Origin of the sequence: Shewanella septentrionalis (genome assembly GCF_025370265.1) — a bacterium.
GTDB classification, from domain to species: domain Bacteria; phylum Pseudomonadota; class Gammaproteobacteria; order Enterobacterales; family Shewanellaceae; genus Shewanella; species Shewanella hafniensis.
In genome coordinates this window covers 13,938-32,562 of sequence record NZ_JAMTCC010000037.1, presented here as the reverse complement: position 1 = coordinate 32,562, position 18,625 = coordinate 13,938, and the positions used below count along the sequence as shown (strand labels likewise).

Sequence of the window (18,625 nt, the reverse complement as noted above, 5' to 3'; positions counted from 1 at the left end):
CAAACAGATGGAACCGAAATTGGAACTACTTAAGATTGACTGCTTAGGCAAACAACTGCGCTTAGAAGGCTCACTCGCGGGCTGGCAACAACTCTTCTGGGACAATACCTTAGTCTCACAAAAAGAAGCTTCCGTCGACAATGGCGGCCTCAAGGTTCATGTCTTTGAGCTCACCCACCACAGCAGCCCATTGGCGACCGAAAGTGGCGAGCAAGCCATCGCCATGACAGAAAATAAAATCCAAGTTCGCCTCGAAACCGATCTCGTTTGGCAGCCTTTCCGCCTTGATTACTGCTTGCTGCTGGATGACAAAATCATCGACCAAGGCCGACGCACCGAAAAAGATATTGAACGCCAAACTCCAGAAACGCCCATTGTGAAGCAGCAAAAACTGAGCATGGTAGGACTTGCCTCCCTTGGTTTTAAACTGTTAAAGAGCGCCAAAGTCATAAAAGTAGTGTTAGCGGGCGCCAGCGTTGCCGCTTATTCTTGGCTATTCTCCTTCCAATTTGCCCTCGCGCTCATCGCCTGCTTAGTGTTCCACGAATACGGCCATATCCGCGCGATGAAATATTTTGGGATGAAAACCAAAGGAATTTACCTTATTCCCTTTATGGGCGGACTTGCCCTCTCCGATGAGAAAATTAATACGCGTTGGCAAGATGTGGTGATTTCTATCATGGGGCCAACCTTTGGACTCTTGATGTCCATCGCATCCTTGATTGCTTACCACGCCACGGGCAATGTGTTTTTTGCAGGCCTTGCCGCCTTTAATGCGCTACTTAACCTATTCAATTTATTGCCTATTTTGCCACTCGATGGCGGGCATGTTTTAAAGAGCATTAGTTTTTCAATGAACAGCATCATGGGCTTGGTCGCCTGCGCCGCCGGTGCCGCTTTCGGAGTGTATATCAGCTACACCTTAGGCTTAGCGCTATTGGGCTTCTTATTGTTAATTGGCAGCCTAGAAATTATTTTCGAGTGGCGTACTCGCCATCAAAGCCATCTGCTGCCATTAGACAGATACGGGCAAATCTTCTCGGTTATTTGGTATTTGCTCACAGTTGGCGCCTTAGTCGGCATCATCTGGCACTTAGCTGGAACGGGCGATGATATGCTCAGCCTGCCGTTGCAAATACTCCGCAGCTAATGTGGCTTAACGGCTAAGCACAGCGCAAAGGCAATAGCACTCAAAGACTTGCGCTTGCCTGAGTTATATAAAAACGAAAAACCGCTATTAATAGCGGTTTTTTATTTTTCTGTCGCGCTGTGATGCTTTTACAACCGTGCGTTATTCCTTTGCCAAAGGCGGGGCGATATCGCTGCCGCCAAGGGCTTGATAAAGCGTCGCTTGGGCGGTGAGTTGGTTGTAACGATTCTCGAGCAAAGCCGCCTCGGCGCTACGACGATTCTCTTGGGCATCAATCCAATTCTGAATACCGATAGCACCATTGCGATACTGGCTCTCATAAATGGCTTCAACGGCCGCCGCGGCGCTAAATTGCTGCGCCAACTTCTCCCCTTGATAGCGATATTGCTGCTTAGCCGAAATCGCATTATCGACATCTTCAAAGGCGGAATAAAGCGTCTTGCGATAATTCACCACTGCAGTTTGATAATCGATATCGGCAATATCATTATTGATTTGCATTTGATTCCACTGCAAAAAGGGCAAGACCAGCCCAGCGCCTAAGCTGCCAACGGGATTGCGTAACAACTCTTTTAACTCAGAGGTCGACTCTCCAACACCACCCGTTAAACTCAGGCTGGGGAAATAACTTGCATAGGTCGCATCTTTACTCGCCAAGGCGGAGCGCAGTTGATACAAGGAGGCCTTCACATCTGGGCGTCTGACTAACAAATCTGCGGGTACACCCACGCTAACGTCCGGCACTGCCACATCGGGGAGTTGCTTAATCTCAACCCAAGTGTCCCCTGAGGCTAAACTCTGCGCCGGATCAGCAGCTGGTGCCTGATTGAGTAATATCGCGAGGGCGTTTTTAGCCACAGTTAATTGTTGAATAAGCTGGCTATGCGCAGCCTCTTGTCCCGCCATACTGCGCTGAGCTTCAAGCACATTCACTTGCGTCACGGCGCCAGAATCATACTGCCTTTGGGTTAATGCCAGCGTTTGCTTACTGTACTCGATACTCTTTTGGCTTAAATCAATCCGTTGATTTAAATAACCTATCTGCCAATACAAGGATGCAGTGGTCGCCACTAGGCTTTGGGTGGTGCTTTCCCTATCTTCGGCGCTCGCCAGCGCCGCCCATTGGGCTTGGTCGATATTGGCTGACACTTTGCCCCACAAGTCCACCTCATAACTGACAGACAAGTTGGCTTGATAACTCTTAGTCGCGTCGCCACCATCGAGTGGCTGATTACGGGAAGCGCCAAGATTGGCCGATAATTGCGGATACAGATCGTCCCGCGTTAGCCCTGCCTGCAAGCGCGCTTTACGCAGGGTTAAGGTCGCCAGAGTTAAGTCATTGTTGGTACTCAATACTTGGCTAACCAGCTTATCGAGCTCGGGCTGATGAAACAGCTGCCACCAAGGATCGACTTTTACTTGCTCGTTCACTGTGGTGTTTTGCCACTGTTCAGGAATCGCCAATGCAGGCGGTTCAAAGTCTGAGCGCATCAAACTGCCGCAGCCACTTAGCAAAGCGATTCCCAAAGCAATGCCCACAGCAATAGTGCTGCTACGAAGCGAAAATGGCTGATTAAAAACTTTAGTATTCATGGTGTTATTACTCTCTGGCTAATGCGTCAACGGGATCTAACTGCGCCGCATTGCGGGCGGGTAAGAAACCAAATAGCACACCAATTAAGGTCGAACAGGCAAAGGCGGCAACGATGGAGGTGGTGGAATAAATCATTTGGAAACTGCCCCCCGTTTGAGCAAACACCACGCCAATTAAGTAGGACAAAGCAATGCCTAAGGTGCCACCGCACAAACACACTAAAATGGCTTCGATAAGGAACTGGCGTAAAATATCACTCTGGCGCGCACCCACCGCCATACGCACACCGATCTCACGGGTTCGCTCAGTCACAGACACTAACATAATGTTCATCACCCCAATTCCGCCAACGACAAGGGAAATCACCGCGATCGCCGAGATCAATAAGGTCATGGTTGCTGTGGTTTTTTCGATGTTCTGCCTAATGGTATCGGTATTGATAGTGAAGAAATCTTGCGTGCCGTGGCGCATTTTAAGCAGCGTGATAATACCCTGCTCCGCCGCGTTACTCGGCACAGTTTCATCGAGTCGAACGGTAATGCCATCCAAATAATTTTTACCTATCATACGGCCAGAAACTGTGGTGTAAGGCACCCACACATTAAGCGCATCGCTGTTACCAAAAGCACTTTCTTTGGGTTGAGTCACACCTATGATACGTACGGGTAAATCGCCAAGGAAAATCACTTGCCCTATCGCCGAGTTATTGTCGGCTGCACTGTTAGGGAAAAGCTCCTTACGGGTGTTGTCATCAATCACCGCATCTTGGGCGAGTGTTGCAACGCTGGCATCATCCCAAAACTGCCCCTGCGCTAACTCATAACCTCGCACGCGAAAGAACTCCGGCCCCACCCCATTCACCGAGGCCGATACCGCTTTATTACCAAAACGTACCGTCGCGCTAGAGCCAATACTAGGGGTCACGCTATCGACATAGGGCAGATTTTTAAGGGCATTGGCATCGGTCGCCGTTAAAGTACGCACCCGCGCCGAACGTCTATCGCCAAAACCAGAACCGGGGCGAATATCAATCGTGTTAGTCCCCATCGAACTGATACTTTTAAGAATGGCCTGCTGCGAGCCTTCACCTAAGGCCACTACAGAAACCACAGAGGCAATACCGATAATAATCCCGAGCATAGTCAAGAAGGTACGTAACCTGTGGGTCGACATCGCCACCAGCGCCATTTTAAGCGCTTCGACATATCTGTCCAACGAAGCCACCCGCGCACGCGAGCTGTCTTTTGCTGTCACTGTTTTTGCGACCACAGTGCCGCTAGGCTTTTGTGGCGCCATATTTTGTAACGTTGAACTTTGCGACATCGAAGTTTGCGGCTTAGCCGTTTGTTTATCCAGACTGCGCTCATCGCTGATGATTACGCCGTCTTTGATTTCGATAATGCGGTCGGCATATTGGGCCACGTGCATATCATGGGTCACGATAATGATGGTATGACCGTCGCTGTGAAGCTCCTGCAACAACTGCATCATTTCTTCGCCGCTGTGACTATCCAGCGCACCGGTCGGTTCATCGGCGAGGATCACATCGCCGCCATTCATCAAAGCGCGCGCCACACTTACCCGCTGCTGCTGTCCGCCACTGAGCTGATTGGGTTTATGGTCAAGCCTGTCGCCAAGGCCTAAACGCGTTAACAAATGCTCGGCCCTGTCCTTACGAACCGAGCGCTCTTTACCCGCATACACGGCGGGCACTTCGACGTTGCCTATGGCGGTCAAATCGCCCAGTAAATGATAGCGCTGAAAGATAAAGCCAAAGTGCTCGCGGCGCAGCTGAGCTAACTCATCCACGTCCATAGTCGAGGTATCTTGGCCATTGATAAAATACGCGCCCTTTGACGGTTTATCTAAACAACCAAGAATGTTCATTAGGGTCGATTTACCCGAGCCAGAAGCGCCTACTATCGCCACCATCTCGCCACGGCCAATCGACAGGTTCACATCTTTCAGCACAGTGAGTTGCTGCTCACCCGCCTGAAAAGTGCGATAACAACCTGAAATTTCAAGTAATGCCGTTGTCACTGTTAAAACCTCACGCTAGGTGGGCGACGGAATTTACTGCTGCCATCATCGGAAGACGGCATACCAAGCACGACCTGATCGCCTTCCTTTAAACCCGCGGTGATTTCGGCATTGATTTTGTTGTTAATCCCCACAGTGACATCCACATATTGCACTTGGTTATCGACTAACACAGGTACTTGATACTGCGGGCCGCTGCGGGCTTTACGCTCGACAGACTTAGCTTCTGGCGCCGCGGATTTCTCCCTCGGCTTTATACGCAATATCTGCGCAGGCACTAATAGCGCATCATCGGCCTTAGCTAACACAATGGACACCTGCGCCGTCATGCCGATACGCAAGGTGCGGTCAGGGTTTTCTACATCAAACAAACCATGGTAGTAAATGGCGTCTGAGTCGCTAGAGCTCATATTACTATCGTCGCCATCCATCGAAATCGGTCCAGGTTCAATCGCCCTTAAGATGCCACGGTAGGGATGATTTGGTTTGCCAAGTACCGTGAAATACACAGCTTGACCCGGATGGACATTGACGACATCGGCTTCGGAAATCTGTGCTTTAACTGTCATGGTATCGAGCTGCGCCATTTCCACGATTGTCGGCGTCGTTTGATTGGCGTTAACGGTTTGCCCCACTTCCACCGCCGAATACACCACAGTGCCATCCATAGGCGCGGTGATTTTGGTATAACCTAAATCGATTCGGGCACTGTCGACGTTAATCTCAGCCTGTTGTTTTTGCGCTTCTAATTGCTCAAGCTCGGCTTGATAAACCGTTAAATTAGCATCGGCCACTTCATAATCGGCACGGGAACTGGCCTTATCGGCAAGCATTTGCTGCTGGCGGCTAAATTCCAACTTTGCTTGACGGATCTGCGCCTGTTTGGCACGGAACTGAGCATTGATACTCTTGAGTGATGCGAGGGCATTCTTCAAATTATTCTGCTGCGCTAGGCTGTCAATTTGAGCAATCAAATCGCCTTTCTTTACTTCATCACCCAGTGCCAGCGGCAAACTTAAAATTTGCCCCGATACCTGCGCGCCGACACTCACCAGTTTAGAGGCCTGCAACATGCCATTGGCCAACACTGAGTTTTCGATATCACCACGGCGCACCGCTTCAGTCACATAGGTTGGTGCCGTTTCAGGCTTATGCCACATAAAATAAGCCCCGCCAATCAGGAGGATTAAGCCGCTTAACGCGAGCAGCAATTTACGCTTTGAGGATTTTTTCATCGGTATTGTCGTGTCCATCAATGCTAAAGACAGCAAGCATGCATCTTGCTAAGGAACTGAAATTGTTCCAACAGTATATAGAGTTAGCCAAAGACAGTAGACGAAGGAAGTGTCGTTAACAGGTAAAGATTTGCAAATATCTGTGTAAAAATTTGCAAGGGAAGCACGGCTGAGTATTAGGTAGCAATGCCGATTTAGTGCGATACCAAATCGTTAGGCGGTAAATTGTAGGGGTTCGACGTTCTATGATTGTGCCACTTATGGTAGTTCTGCCATGCAAACGAATCTAGATATACAAACTTCATTTAATTCTTTTTCAAGAAAGATCAAGGTCGTGGGGTGAAGCCTTATGACTTTGATGTCGATTTAAATACAAAAACGAACGATCCCATTCGACAACAATAACGCCAAGTACTGGCCATTCTCAGTGAATAACCCAATGATTAATCGAATCAATCACTCAACTCGACTAATTCATGCTGGCGAGGATCACCTGCGTGGCATCAAAACAGGCAAAACATGGCTCGCCGACAGCCAAACTCTGCATTTGGGTGAGTGGCATCACTGAATAGATGATGTCTTTACCATTAATATCTATGGCTAATTCGGCCTTATCGCCAAGTTCAGTCACACTCAGCAAACGACCGCTGAGGCAATTTTGCCCATCCAGTTCACCGGCATGTGTCGTCGCCCGTACCGCGGGGGCTTTAAACAGTAACAACACAGATTTATCCAAGGCTAACTGTAAGCGCTCGCGGCTCGAATGGGTCACTGAAATCTGAATCTGTTGCCCGCCCGCTAAGGTCACGCTAATTTTGTCATTTAATCCAAATGAATCAATGCCATTGATACGACCCGTTAACTGATTGCGAGCGCTAGTATTGAGTGAGAAATGCGCCATCACATCTAATAAACTGTGCATGTCGACGGACTCATCAAGCAAGGCGGCCAAGGCCATTGCTTGTACTTGGGAGGTGATGGAATACACCTTGAGCAAACGCTCGCCAAATTCGGTGAGTTTAGCGCCACCACCGCCTTTGCCGCCCTTTTCGCTGCACACTACGGGTTCGGGCATGGCGGTGTTCATATCATTAATCGCGTCCCACGCCGCTTTATAACTGATCCCCGCAAGCTTGGCGCCTTGGCTGATCGAGCCTGTGTTGGCGACCTGCTCAAGCAGGCTTATCCGCCTAGGATTGGCAAAGGGCTTATCCCCGAGGGAAAGCGTAAGTAATGCATGTAAATCCATCGTTTATCCCGCACCCAAGTCTGACTTGAGTCCTATTGTCCTTCATCACCTTGAGGATACCAATAAGATTGCCGAGATATTTCAGCGGATGAATGCCATTAATCAGCAAGAAACCGCACATAGATCACTAATTGATTGCTTAGGGCTTGAATGATCGATATATAGATTGATATATAACGATCACTTTTTATCACGGAGGAACACAATGAAATCCATTCACCTTAAGCAATTACTGCGTTTTACCACGGCTTCGTTATTCACAATGGTACTGACATCTAGCCCAGTTTTTGCGGCAGACAATGAGCAAGTGACTGTTTTTGCTGCGGCATCACTCACCAATGCCCTTAACGAAATCGGCCAGCAATATGAAAAAGAACACCATACTAAGGTGGTCTTCTCCTTCGCCTCTTCTTCAACACTGGCAAAACAAGTGGCCAATGGTGCGCCCGCCGATCTGTTTGTCTCGGCGAATCAAAAGTGGATGGATTATCTGGTCGATGCTAAAGCGGTCGATGTTAACAGCCGAAAAACCTTGTTAAAAAATACCTTAGTCTTGATTGCCGAGAAAAATAGTCCCATCACAGAGGTGGTGCTCAATGGCGATTGGGATATTAAAACCGCATTAAAAGGCAGCCGTATGGCTGTTGGCGACCCTGATCATGTGCCCGCTGGACAATATGCCAAGCAAGCCCTCGAAAACCTTAAGCTGTGGCAAGCTGCTGAGCCATTACTCGCCCGTGCTAACAATGTCCGCGCCGCCCTCGCCTTAGTCGAACAGGGTGAAGCACCACTTGGCATAGTGTATTCAACTGATGCGAAAGTCGCCCAAAAGATCAAAATCGTTGGCACCTTCCCTAAAACGAGTTACAGCCCAATTGAATACCCTATCGCCTTAGTCAAACAAGAATCGACCGCAAGCGCCAAAGCATTCAATGAGTATCTGCAAGGCCCAAGCGCGACAAATGTGTTTGAGAAATATGGCTTTGGAGTGAATTAGGGTGCTGAGTGGTTTTTTGTTAAGCGGCTCTCTGCTAAGTGGCTCTCTTTTAAGCGACTATGAAATTGCCGCACTGCTGCTCAGTTTAAAGGTGTCATCCGTTGCCGTTATCGCCAGTTTACCCTTGGGTATTTTGTGCGCTTGGTTACTGGCAAGGGTCGAGTTTCCTGGCAAGGCTATATTCGACAGTGTGCTCCATCTACCACTGGTGTTACCGCCCGTGGTAGTGGGTTACCTCTTGCTGATCAGCATGGGCCGCCAAGGTTTTATCGGCCAGTGGTTATTTAATTGGTTTGGCATCAGTTTTAGCTTTAGTTGGCGCGGTGCGGCTCTCGCGGCGGCGATAGTGTCATTCCCGCTGATGGTCAGAGCCATACGCCAATCCTTTGAAACCGTTGATATTCGACTCGAGCAGGCCGCACGCACTTTAGGTAGCAGTCGATGGCGGGTATTTCTCACCATCACACTGCCGCTCACCTCTCCAGGGATAGTGTCGGGGATGATTATCGCCTTTGCTCGCAGCCTAGGGGAATTTGGCTCGACCATTACCTTCGTTTCTAATATCCCAGGTGAAACTCGTACGATTCCGCTCGCCATGTACTCTTTTATTGAAACTCCAGGAGCCGAATATCAGGCCATGCGCCTATGCATTATCTCGATCGTTATCGCGCTCGCGTCTTTACTCGCCTCCCAATGGCTGAGTAAAAAAGCCCTGCAGAGGACGGCAAGCGTATGTTAACAATTAATATTGAAAAACAACTCGGACAACTGCAACTGAAAGTCGATACCCAATTGCCATTACAAGGCGTGACAGCCGTTTTTGGCCGCTCGGGTGCGGGTAAAACCTCGCTCGTGAACCTGCTCGGCGGGCTTTCGACCCCAGATAGTGGTGAAATCCGCCTCGGTGAGAAACTGCTTTATCAACAAGGCAAAGTGAACCTTCCCCCAGAGAAGCGCCAAATTGGCTATGTATTTCAAGAAGCACGACTGTTCCCGCACTACAGCGTGAAGGGCAATCTCAACTATGGTGTGCGTAAAGCTAACCCAGTCTTGTTCGATAGAATTGTGCAACTACTAGGGATTGAAAAACTGCTCAGTCGTTATCCCAGCACGCTATCGGGCGGTGAAAAACAACGGGTTGCCATTGGCCGTGCCCTGCTGACATCGCCCGATATGCTGTTGATGGATGAGCCGTTAGCGTCACTCGATTTACCCCGTAAACGCGAGTTGTTGCCCTACCTGCAAACCTTATCGCAGGAACTAAAACTACCGATAGTGTATGTGAGCCACAGCTTAGATGAGATCTTACAACTGGCGGATTATATGCTGGTGCTGCATCAGGGAAAATTGATCGCCCAAGGGGCCTTAAGTGAAGTGTGGAATAGCGAGCAAATGCGCCCTTGGGTGCCATTGCAGGAACTCAGCTCACTCCTCAGTGCTAAGGTTGCCGACAGACATCCCGACTACCCCATGACGCGACTCGTGATGGATGATGGAAACTATTTATGGGTAAGTGGCTATTTGGCTGAAACGACAAAAAAACTCAAAGTACGTATTCAGGCAAACCATGTCTCGGTTTGCACCGAAATCCCCAAAGGATCGAGTATCCGTAACCTATTGAAGGGAGAAATTAAAGAGTTATACCCCAGCGATAATGGTGAGCAAATCCAATTAAAAATCGCCCTAGGCCGCGATGAACTTTGGGCCAACATCACCCCTTGGGCCTGCGATGAACTGCAACTCACCCATGGCAAAGCGATTTATGCACAAATCAAAGGTGTGACTATGACGCAAATGGATATCGCCGAATCCCACTAGCTCAACCTAAAGCACCGAGCAAAAACCAAATTTCAGGCACAAAAAAACCGACGCTAGGTCGGTTTAGTTCCTTCATTAGAAGGATTTGGTACCAGTGGCCAGACTCGAACTGGCACGCTTTTAAGGGCGGGGGATTTTGAATATAACGCTTGTAATATCACTATTACTTTTCATATAGTTACGACACAAGTACAAACTTTGCAAATTCTTTGCAAAATAGCATCAGAATCAGACCATGAGCAAACAAGTCGAACGGCATGACATTTCAGACGAATTATACGTCTATAAACAAGATAACAGCGAGCGTTGGTATGCCCGCATCAAAGTGGCTGGTAAGTGGCACTCTAAAGCCACCAAGCAGAAAGAAAAAGAGAAAGCCATTGGTATGGCCTATCGGATTCAAATCGAATACCAATTTATGGCAGACCGTAATCAACTGGTGAGTTCCAAGCGCTTTCGTGATGTGGCTGAAAAAGCCATTAATACCATGGCAGATATTATCAAAAAGGACAAAGACAAAGACAAAGACAAAGACAAAGACAAAAATCACAAGTTTACGACCTACATTCAGGTGCTTCGCAAGTACCATATCCCCTTCTTCGATCGCACTTTCATCACTTCGATTAATAATGAAAAGCTGCGTGATTTTGATGAATGGCGTGAAAAGTTACTTGGCCGGAAACCCGCAAAATCAACGCTACTGAACCACAACGCAGCCCTGCAATTAGTGTTTAAGGAAGCCGTAGATTGTAAGTGGATGCTGGCAGCACAAGTCCCCTCACTATCTACCAAAGGGGTTGAATCACAACGTCGCGCGCATTTTTCACCAGAGGAATACGACAAAGCATTCGATGCTGTATATCAGCTTGAGCAAAACAGCCGTAAAGAGAAAACCCGCCAAATTCGTGAGCTACTGATGGACTATATGGAGTTTGCGGTGAACACAGGTATTCGACCAGGAACAGAAATGGAAAGCCTGACATGGGGTGACATCCACATCGATACCAATGAGCACAATATTATCTTCTATATCACTGTGACCAAGGGGAAAACAGTCAAACACACGGGCGTCCGAGAAGTGGTTTGCCGTGATGAAATTTTCTCCAGCGTTCAAGAGTTACGAGAGCGTTTCCCAAACAGAAAGCCTTCTGACAAGCTGTTTCGCTTAGTCGACGGAAGTGAAACCAATGAACTCGGTAAAGCCTTTGATAAAGCGATAAAAGCGGCAGGTTTAAAGTCATCCCCCCATGGCGTTAGAACACTTTACTCATTGCGCCATACCTACATTACTTGGCAACTGATATCAGGTAACGTCAGCATGGAAGTATTGGCTAAACAATGTGGCACTAGCATTGCCATGATTGAACAGCACTACAGCCACGTGACGCCGAAAATGTACAGTAAAGAACTGTCGGGTGTTGACCTAGGCAAAGCCAAGTCCAAAGTAAAAACCAAAAGAACGTCTGGCGTTAAGCAAAATGAAGCGAGATTGACTGAGCTGTTTAAAGAGTGGCAAGTCAGCTACAAACAGCGTGGCTGTATTTAAGCCTTAGACAATGCCTAACCTTTTAGTGATATTCGACTCGGTAGCAACTCATGTGGCTCACAGTCGAGCACCTCAGCAATCTTGTACAACATATCGAGCGTAATGTTCGCCTCAGCTCGTTCTATACGGCCGATATAACTGCGGTCAATCTCTGCACGTAACGCCAATTCATCTTGAGATAAGCCTTTGTGCTTTCTCATTTTACGCATCGCATGACCAAACTCAGTCGCTAATGTTTTCATAGTGTCTCCTTCGTCACAAGGCAACCACTATGGGAATTTGCTTACCAACTAACCACGGATTATAATCCGCATTTAGTGCATATAATCCTCATTTAAACTCTTGAGCAAACATAGGTCTACTTGACCTAGTAAAGCCTATAGCTCAACCCGTATTACAAGGAAAGGTAATGAACTCCTACAACGTCATTTTTAAAGGTGAGATAGCAGAAGGAAAAGACCGCCATAAGCTGAGTCAGGCACTGGCAAAGTTTCTAAAAGTCCCCGAGGAAAAAGCACATCTGTTGTTCTCAGGTAATCCGATATGCATTAAGAAAGCTCTGAGCGAAAGTGAAGCTAACGCACTAAAAGCCAAGTTGAACGCTGTGGGTATCATCACCCACATCAAGCCCGTGACAACTCAAGCCGCAACGGCAATCCCTGTAGCCACCACCCCTGTTACACCAAAACAAGTAGCGAAGCCTTCGATTGAAACTAAGCCGTCTACGGCCACCAAGCCTACAGTGAAGTCCTATGATGATTTAAGTAAAGGCTGGCAAAAGGTGTTTGCTGAATTTGACCTAAGACAAGCTGACAAGTTGGGCTATTTTGCTTCAGCAAAAAGTCCTGCACATACCTCAAGGCCTAAAAAGGAGCAATTAAAGGGGCAGAATGTGGTTAACATGAATGCGCTCGCTTTTGTGTTTGGCTCGGGGTACTACTTCACTAAGGGCATGTGGAAGAAAGGCATTTATCTGTTTCTCATGCTAACGCTGCTGAACCTGATAATCCTAGCGGTTGCATCACTCATTACTGACAAGAACCTGAGCAAGCTTCCTTTTATCATCAATTCTATTGTCTTTGGTCTTACGGCTAATTATGACTATTACCGTTATTACAAGCTTGGTGAAACCACATGGCCTTGGATGCCAAAGTGGATGACGGGCTGGTTAGGTATCATAGCCTCCGCGGTTGTTACGTTTGTCGCGTTCCTTATCGTCTTAATCATTCTCGGCATTCGTTTCGGTGAACCATTAAATATTATCTATGTAAAAGAGGGTTTCCTCGAAGACTACAAGCAAACCAACATAGGTCAGGCGTTTGATAAATGGTCGCCTTGCGCCAACACGGCTTGGGTAGAGCAAGAAGCCAGCAATGGCATTACCACAGTTATCTATACCTGCAATATGAAGCTGAAACACTTCAAGCAAGTGGGTCAAAAAGCCTCTGAAGCGGTAACAGGCAAAGTCGATGAAGCCTTTATCTCTCAGGTCACACGCGCATCATTGACGATTCAGTTTCTCATCAATCTCGACGATACCTTTGAAGTGAATACCGCAAGGTGGCAACTCTCATTGGGAGAAGGTAAGGAGTACACCCCGTATATCACCGCCAACAATGCCCTAGATGACATCTACAGCAACTCACTCAACAAGGCTATCGGCGAAATATTCACACCAGAAAACATCCTCCTCAATCAAGTAACGAAGTAATCATCAAGACCAACAGCCTGCTTTAATCAGGACGACATAACAGGGAACACCTATGAATAAGTGCATTCACGCAAGCATCAAACTCGCCATAACGTCGATAAAGACACCGCCATCAAAGGCAAATCCACTACTTTTGAGCATAGTCGCAGCAACATTACTCGCTGGCTGTGGCGGCTCGGAAGGTGACAGCAACGATGACAACGGACAAGTCACCCCAACCGTCTACAGCATCCCAGCGACGGCAAGCCTTGGCGGAAAAATCAGCCCAGCAATCAACATGGTTGAATCCGGCCATGCAACGACCTTCACTGTGACACCCGATACCGGCTATCAAATCGATGATATCAGTGGTTGCGGCGGCGCATTAACCCAAAACAGCTATACAACAGCGGTCATAAATGCCCAGTGCGCGGTCACCGTATCTTTCAAACTCAGCACGTACAAAATCACCACGCAAGCAACAACCGGAGGCAAAATCAGTCCCGAGAGTATTGATGTCAGTTACAACACCCACGCCAGCTTTAACCTCTCAACGGACATCGGCTATAGAATTGAATCCGTCACAGGCTGTAACGGTACACTCAATAACAATGAGTACACCACAGGTACAGTGACATCAGATTGCCAAATCAATGCCACGTTTACCAAAATTGGCGATGGTACACTTGCAGAGCGGTATATTGATAACGGCAATGGCACCATCACCGACACGCAAACCAAGCTCATGTGGATGCGCTGTAGCGTAGGACAGACATGGCAAGACGGTAGCTGTAAAGGCAGTCCTAATACTTTTATCTGGCCATATGCCATGGGAATGTCTATCTCTGATGGTAACCACACCGACTGGCGCTTACCCACAAAAGAGGAATTAAGTTCACTGATTTATTGCTCATCAGGCAAACCAAGCTATTGGAAACCAAACGATAATGTGTGTGAAGGTAACTATGAAAGCCCGACATTAGCGCAAGCAGCATTTCCACAGACACCTGACTATGCTGGCTATTGGACATCTACTGCTAGCGATAATAGCCAGTTTGGTGGCAAGTGGCTTATCCAATTCTATGATGGTCATGGTCGCTGGAATGGACCAGTTCTTTATCTATATGTCAGGATGGTGAGAGGAAAACAAAAGTAACGGCTCTCACCATGAGGTAGGCATTGCAGATAAAGAGCGAATGCCTACCGCTTCTAGTCTAAAGATTACCTTTGTCTAATCCTGTCACCTCAGACTGAACTCAAAACAAAGTATCGCTTAACAACTTTGAATTTGTAGAGCTCTTAAATTGCCATGAGTAAAGTCTAAATCTCTTACTAAAGGGCCAAATTCAGTGTGCCACAAAATTACGAACTACCGCATTACGCAGCAAAAACCGGTAAATCATCAGCCAATGGAACAGTATCAACTTCTGCGTAAGGTCGGTGGCGAGAACAATATGTGACAAGTGCAAGAACGCCACAGCTTTGCCTATCGCATCAATCATCCCTTAGGGGAAAATGTGATAGACTCTGCCAAATCAAAACGTACGTCACTTGCCCTGGTGGTTTTTGATTACAGCAATCATCAGATTAAAATCTCGATCGCTGAGCAGCTTAAAAGCCAATCCGACTGACTAGCCCTGAATTTGCTTGCCTTCCATGCCTTCAGTCTGCAGGAATTTTTACTGTTTACAGCGGTGAGCAAATTGACAATGAGGCCTGTATACGACTGTTTAATCTAGCGGAAAAAGTAGAGCATTCTTTATATGAAGTTGAAGTCAGTAATCCTCCAACTGAGTTGTTTGCGCTGAGAACACGTCAAATTGCAGTAAAATTGGCTGAAAGAATGGAGTAAAACCATGCCTTGGTTGAAGTCGAAAGCGACAAGCAGGAAAAGTGGGCGAAGACAAAATCTTTGCCCCCGAAGAGGTGCTTTGCAACACCAAGGCGCAAATTAAGTAGGTAAATGGAAATCGAGGTTAGCAATAACCGAAGAGTAAAACAAACCCTAGGAAAACTTAAGCAGCTAGAGCGACAGCAAAAACGCCAAAGCATGGAGATTTTAACATTTAAGACGAGATTACCGTCAAGCGTGATGAGTAAATCGCGACGCTCGAAGCACGCATGAAATAAAAGACCAACATTACTGAATTATTCAGCCATCAGTTGGCATGTGGCATAACCTTTTTGAATTTTTTGAGACAGCACAATGAGCAAATATAACGAGCTAGTTAAAAAGCTAAAAGAAATTTTTCAGATAGACCGTCCAGAACTGGACTTTGGTATCTACCGCATCCTCAATGCCCGTGCTAATGAGATAAACGACTACCTAGATAACAAACTTAAAGCTAAAATCCAGGCTGCATTGACCGATGCTAGCAATGCCAATAAAGCCGAGTTAGAGCAGCAACTTAAAGCATCGGTTAAAGCTGCAACCGATGCGGGCTTTGACCCGGATCAAAGCCCTAAAGTTCAGGATTTTAGAAAACAGTTAGCCGCTACAGCTTCAGGTAGCGTTGAGCATGAAAACGCTGTCTTTTCTCACCTGCTCACCTTCTTCTCTCGTTATTACGATAGTGGCGATTTTATCAGCAAGCGTCGCTACAAAGGTGACACCTACGCTATTCCCTATGCTGGCGAAGAAGTGATGTTGCATTGGGCAAATAAAGACCAGTATTACATCAAGAGTGGCGAAAATTTCTCGAACTATTCATTCAAGCTTGAAGATGGTCGCAAGGTCAGTTTTAAATTGGTTGCGGCCGATACAGCCAAAGACAACCGTAAAGACAACGATGCCGATCGCCGTTTTGTACTGATTGAACCGCATACCCGCACCAAACTTGATGATGAGGGTGAAGAATTTGTGCAAGCTTACGAGCCTATTGAAGTGGTTAAAACCATAGTGATGGTTAATGGCGATGTCATTGAAACTGTAGAGCTGGTAATTCATTTTGAATACAAGGCAATGAAAAAAGGTACCAAGCAGGATTCCTTGGTACAAAATGCCATTGCTACAATTCTGGCTGATAACCAAGTGCAGAAGCATTGGGCAGACCTTGCCAAACGAGCGCCAACCGAGACAAACCCCACTCGAACTGAACTAGAACGACACCTTACAGCCTATACTCAGCGCAACACCGCCGATTACTTTATTCACAAGGATTTGGGCGGTTTCTTGAACAATGAGCTGGATTTCTACATCAAAAATGAAGTGATGAATCTGGATAACCTGCAAAATGCGCATGTGTTTGCAAACATTGAGAAGCAGCTCCGAATGATCCAATGTTTGCGTGCGGTTGCTCAAGAATTGATTATTTTCTTAGCACAAATAGAAAACTTTCAGAAGAAGCTTTGGAATAAAAAGAAGTTTGTAGCGTCAACAAGTTATTTAATTTCCGTTAGTCTTTTAACCGAAGACCTCAAAAATGAAGTTCTTACAAATGAAGAACAATGGAACGAATGGGAAAACCTTGGCTTTATTAATACGAAAAGTTGCAATAGAAGTGAGCTTTTTTGTTCTGGAGAGTTGATAGTTGATACAGGCTTTTTCTCTAATGAATTTAAAGAGAAAGTTATTAATTCTCTGGTAAATATTGACGATCAGGTAAACGGTACATTGGTTCATTCTGACAACTATCAAGCCTTGAACCTACTCAAGGAAAAATACAAGAAAAAAGCCGATTTAATTTATATTGATCCACCTTACAATACAAATTCCACACCAATACTGTATAAAAACGAATATAAAAGTTCTTCGTGGGCAAGCCTTATGGCAAATCGATTAGAACTTTCGATGACATTGCTTAGTGATACCGGTGTTAAAGCTGTTGCGATAGACGACTCGGAAGTTACTAACTTGTCTAAAATTATGGAGTCTTTAAGTAATGAGCATCGGTTAACACGTATAACCGTTGTCCATAATCCAAAAGGATCAATTACTAAAGATTTTAATAGAACGCATGAATATTGCCTTTTCCTAACTAACGAAAATGACAAAGAAGCTATTGGTCGTACACTAGAAAAAAACGATACGCCAAGAAAAATGAGAAGATGGGGTGAGAACTCACTCAGGACTGAACGGCGCTTATCTTTCTATCCAATTTATATTAGAAGCGGCAAAGTTGTTGATATTGGTGATGTGCCAGAAGTTGAGTTCCATCCTGAAAGTAAGAATGTGAAGCAATCTGATGGCACAATAGCTGTTTGGCCTATAGACCAAGACGGTGTGGAACGGCGCTGGAATTTTGGTTTGGATTCAATTAGGCAGAATCTAGATCGAATTGTAGCAATTGAAAAGAAAGGTGAATTTGATCTTTTTTTGACACATGAAAAGTCCGTTCCAAAGACAGTTTGGTCGGGTGGTGAATTTGATGCTGGTAATTGGGGTAACTCCCTCCTTATTAGCATGTTAGGCGAAAAGCGTTTTGACTTTCCGAAGTCAATAAATTTAGTTAAACGTTGTATAGAAATAACTACTCAGAACAAAAAAACACCTTTAGTTATTGACTATTTTGCAGGTTCTGGAACAACAGCTCATGCAGTAATTGAGCTCAATCATGTGTCTAAAGAAAAAGATAGAACTACAAAGTTTGTTGTAGTAGAGCAAGGACAATATTTCGAAACGGTTACTAAACCACGTATAATTAAGGCTGCATTTTCAAGCGAATGGAAAAATGGCAAGGCAACTGCAATAAGGACAGACTTTCCTTTTTTTGCAAAAGTTTTGAGATTAGAGTCCTACGAAGATACTTTAAATAATATTTCTCTGCATAAGAATAATACAAACGCAGATCTATTCAGCATGCTCGATCCAGAAGTGCACAATGATTATCTTATCAAGTATATGCTAGAAGAAGAGAGCAAAGAATCATTGCTCAATACAGAAAATTTCCGCAAACCATTTAGCTCTGAGATGGATATAACTACTGATTCAGCTGGCGCCACAGAGCGTAAAAATATTGACCTAGTAGAAACATTTAACTATCTGATTGGCCTACATGTTAAGTCGGTTGAATCAAACATCGAACGAGGCTACGTGCGCATCGAAGGCACATTGCCAACGGGCGAACTCGCCCTGATTCTGTGGCGTGATTGCGACAAAATTGACTACCAAGAATTGACTCAGTACGCTAACCACTTCAAATTATATGCCAAAGATCGCACCTTTGATGTGATTTACATTAACGGTGACCACAATCTGCCTACAGTGTTTAGCATTGATGGTGACGATAGTGAGGTGGTTCGCACTCTGAAACTGCGCCAAATTGAACCTGAGTTCTTAAGCCTGATGTTTACTGAGGAGGCTTAAC

Annotated in this window: 13 protein-coding genes; 8 read left to right on the top strand and 5 right to left on the bottom strand. The window is 46.2% G+C overall.

What is annotated here, in order from left to right; all coding sequences use genetic code 11:
- Positions 1-7: 7 nt before the first annotated feature.
- On the top strand, positions 8-1,150 hold the full coding sequence (locus NE536_RS18245) for a site-2 protease family protein (protein WP_261273569.1): 1,143 nt from the start codon (positions 8-10) through the stop codon (positions 1,148-1,150).
- A gap of 141 nt (positions 1,151-1,291) precedes the next feature.
- Here the strand turns inward: NE536_RS18245 and NE536_RS18240 are convergent, their stop codons facing one another.
- From NE536_RS18240 to NE536_RS18225, 4 genes are all read right to left on the bottom strand, one after another.
- Entirely contained in the window at positions 1,292-2,743 is a 1,452-nt protein-coding gene (locus NE536_RS18240; RefSeq protein WP_261273568.1) for an efflux transporter outer membrane subunit, read from the bottom strand.
- A 7-nt stretch (positions 2,744-2,750) separates the two neighbouring features.
- Positions 2,751-4,784, bottom strand: coding sequence for a MacB family efflux pump subunit (locus NE536_RS18235; protein ID WP_261273567.1), 2,034 nt, complete (start codon positions 4,782-4,784; stop codon positions 2,751-2,753).
- A 2-nt stretch (positions 4,785-4,786) separates the two neighbouring features.
- Positions 4,787-6,019 (bottom strand): efflux RND transporter periplasmic adaptor subunit, encoded by a 1,233-nt coding sequence (locus NE536_RS18230; RefSeq protein WP_261273566.1) that lies wholly within the window; start codon positions 6,017-6,019, stop codon positions 4,787-4,789.
- Between the two features lie 469 nt (positions 6,020-6,488).
- Positions 6,489-7,268 carry a TOBE domain-containing protein gene (locus tag NE536_RS18225; protein ID WP_261273565.1) on the bottom strand — a complete coding sequence of 260 codons (780 nt, stop codon included), beginning with the start codon at positions 7,266-7,268 and terminating at the stop codon, positions 6,489-6,491.
- 205 nt (positions 7,269-7,473) lie between these two features.
- Between NE536_RS18225 and modA the strand changes: the two genes are divergently transcribed.
- The 4 genes from modA to NE536_RS18205 all read left to right on the top strand — a co-directional run bounded on the left by modA (position 7,474) and on the right by NE536_RS18205 (position 11,629).
- Positions 7,474-8,265, top strand: coding sequence for a molybdate ABC transporter substrate-binding protein (gene modA / locus NE536_RS18220; protein ID WP_261273564.1), 792 nt, complete (start codon positions 7,474-7,476; stop codon positions 8,263-8,265).
- 1 nt (position 8,266) lies between these two features.
- Positions 8,267-9,004, top strand: coding sequence for a molybdate ABC transporter permease subunit (gene modB / locus NE536_RS18215; protein ID WP_261273563.1), 738 nt, complete (start codon positions 8,267-8,269; stop codon positions 9,002-9,004).
- Positions 8,998-10,083, top strand: coding sequence for a molybdenum ABC transporter ATP-binding protein ModC (modC, locus tag NE536_RS18210; protein ID WP_261273562.1), 1,086 nt, complete (start codon positions 8,998-9,000; stop codon positions 10,081-10,083). The genes modB and modC overlap by 7 nt, the downstream gene beginning before the upstream one ends.
- Positions 10,084-10,318: 235 nt before the next feature.
- Positions 10,319-11,629 (top strand): tyrosine-type recombinase/integrase, encoded by a 1,311-nt coding sequence (locus NE536_RS18205; protein ID WP_261273561.1) that lies wholly within the window; start codon positions 10,319-10,321, stop codon positions 11,627-11,629.
- Between the two features lie 14 nt (positions 11,630-11,643).
- On the opposite strand, the gene NE536_RS18200 is transcribed toward NE536_RS18205, so the two are convergent.
- Positions 11,644-11,871: a helix-turn-helix domain-containing protein gene (locus NE536_RS18200; protein ID WP_261273560.1), complete on the bottom strand. Its 228-nt coding sequence runs from the start codon at positions 11,869-11,871 to the stop codon at positions 11,644-11,646.
- Positions 11,872-12,038: 167 nt separating this feature from the next.
- Here NE536_RS18200 and NE536_RS18195 point away from each other — a divergent pair, with 167 nt between their 5' ends.
- The 3 genes from NE536_RS18195 to NE536_RS18185 all read left to right on the top strand — a co-directional run bounded on the left by NE536_RS18195 (position 12,039) and on the right by NE536_RS18185 (position 18,624).
- Positions 12,039-13,340, top strand: coding sequence for a DUF2628 domain-containing protein (locus NE536_RS18195; protein ID WP_261273559.1), 1,302 nt, complete (start codon positions 12,039-12,041; stop codon positions 13,338-13,340).
- A 52-nt stretch (positions 13,341-13,392) separates the two neighbouring features.
- A complete protein-coding gene (locus NE536_RS18190) occupies positions 13,393-14,475 on the top strand; it encodes an Lcl C-terminal domain-containing protein (protein ID WP_261273558.1) in 1,083 nt (360 codons plus the stop codon).
- 1,050 nt (positions 14,476-15,525) lie between these two features.
- Entirely contained in the window at positions 15,526-18,624 is a 3,099-nt protein-coding gene (locus tag NE536_RS18185) for a site-specific DNA-methyltransferase (RefSeq protein WP_261273557.1), read from the top strand.
- The last annotated feature ends 1 nt before the right edge of the window (position 18,625 follow it).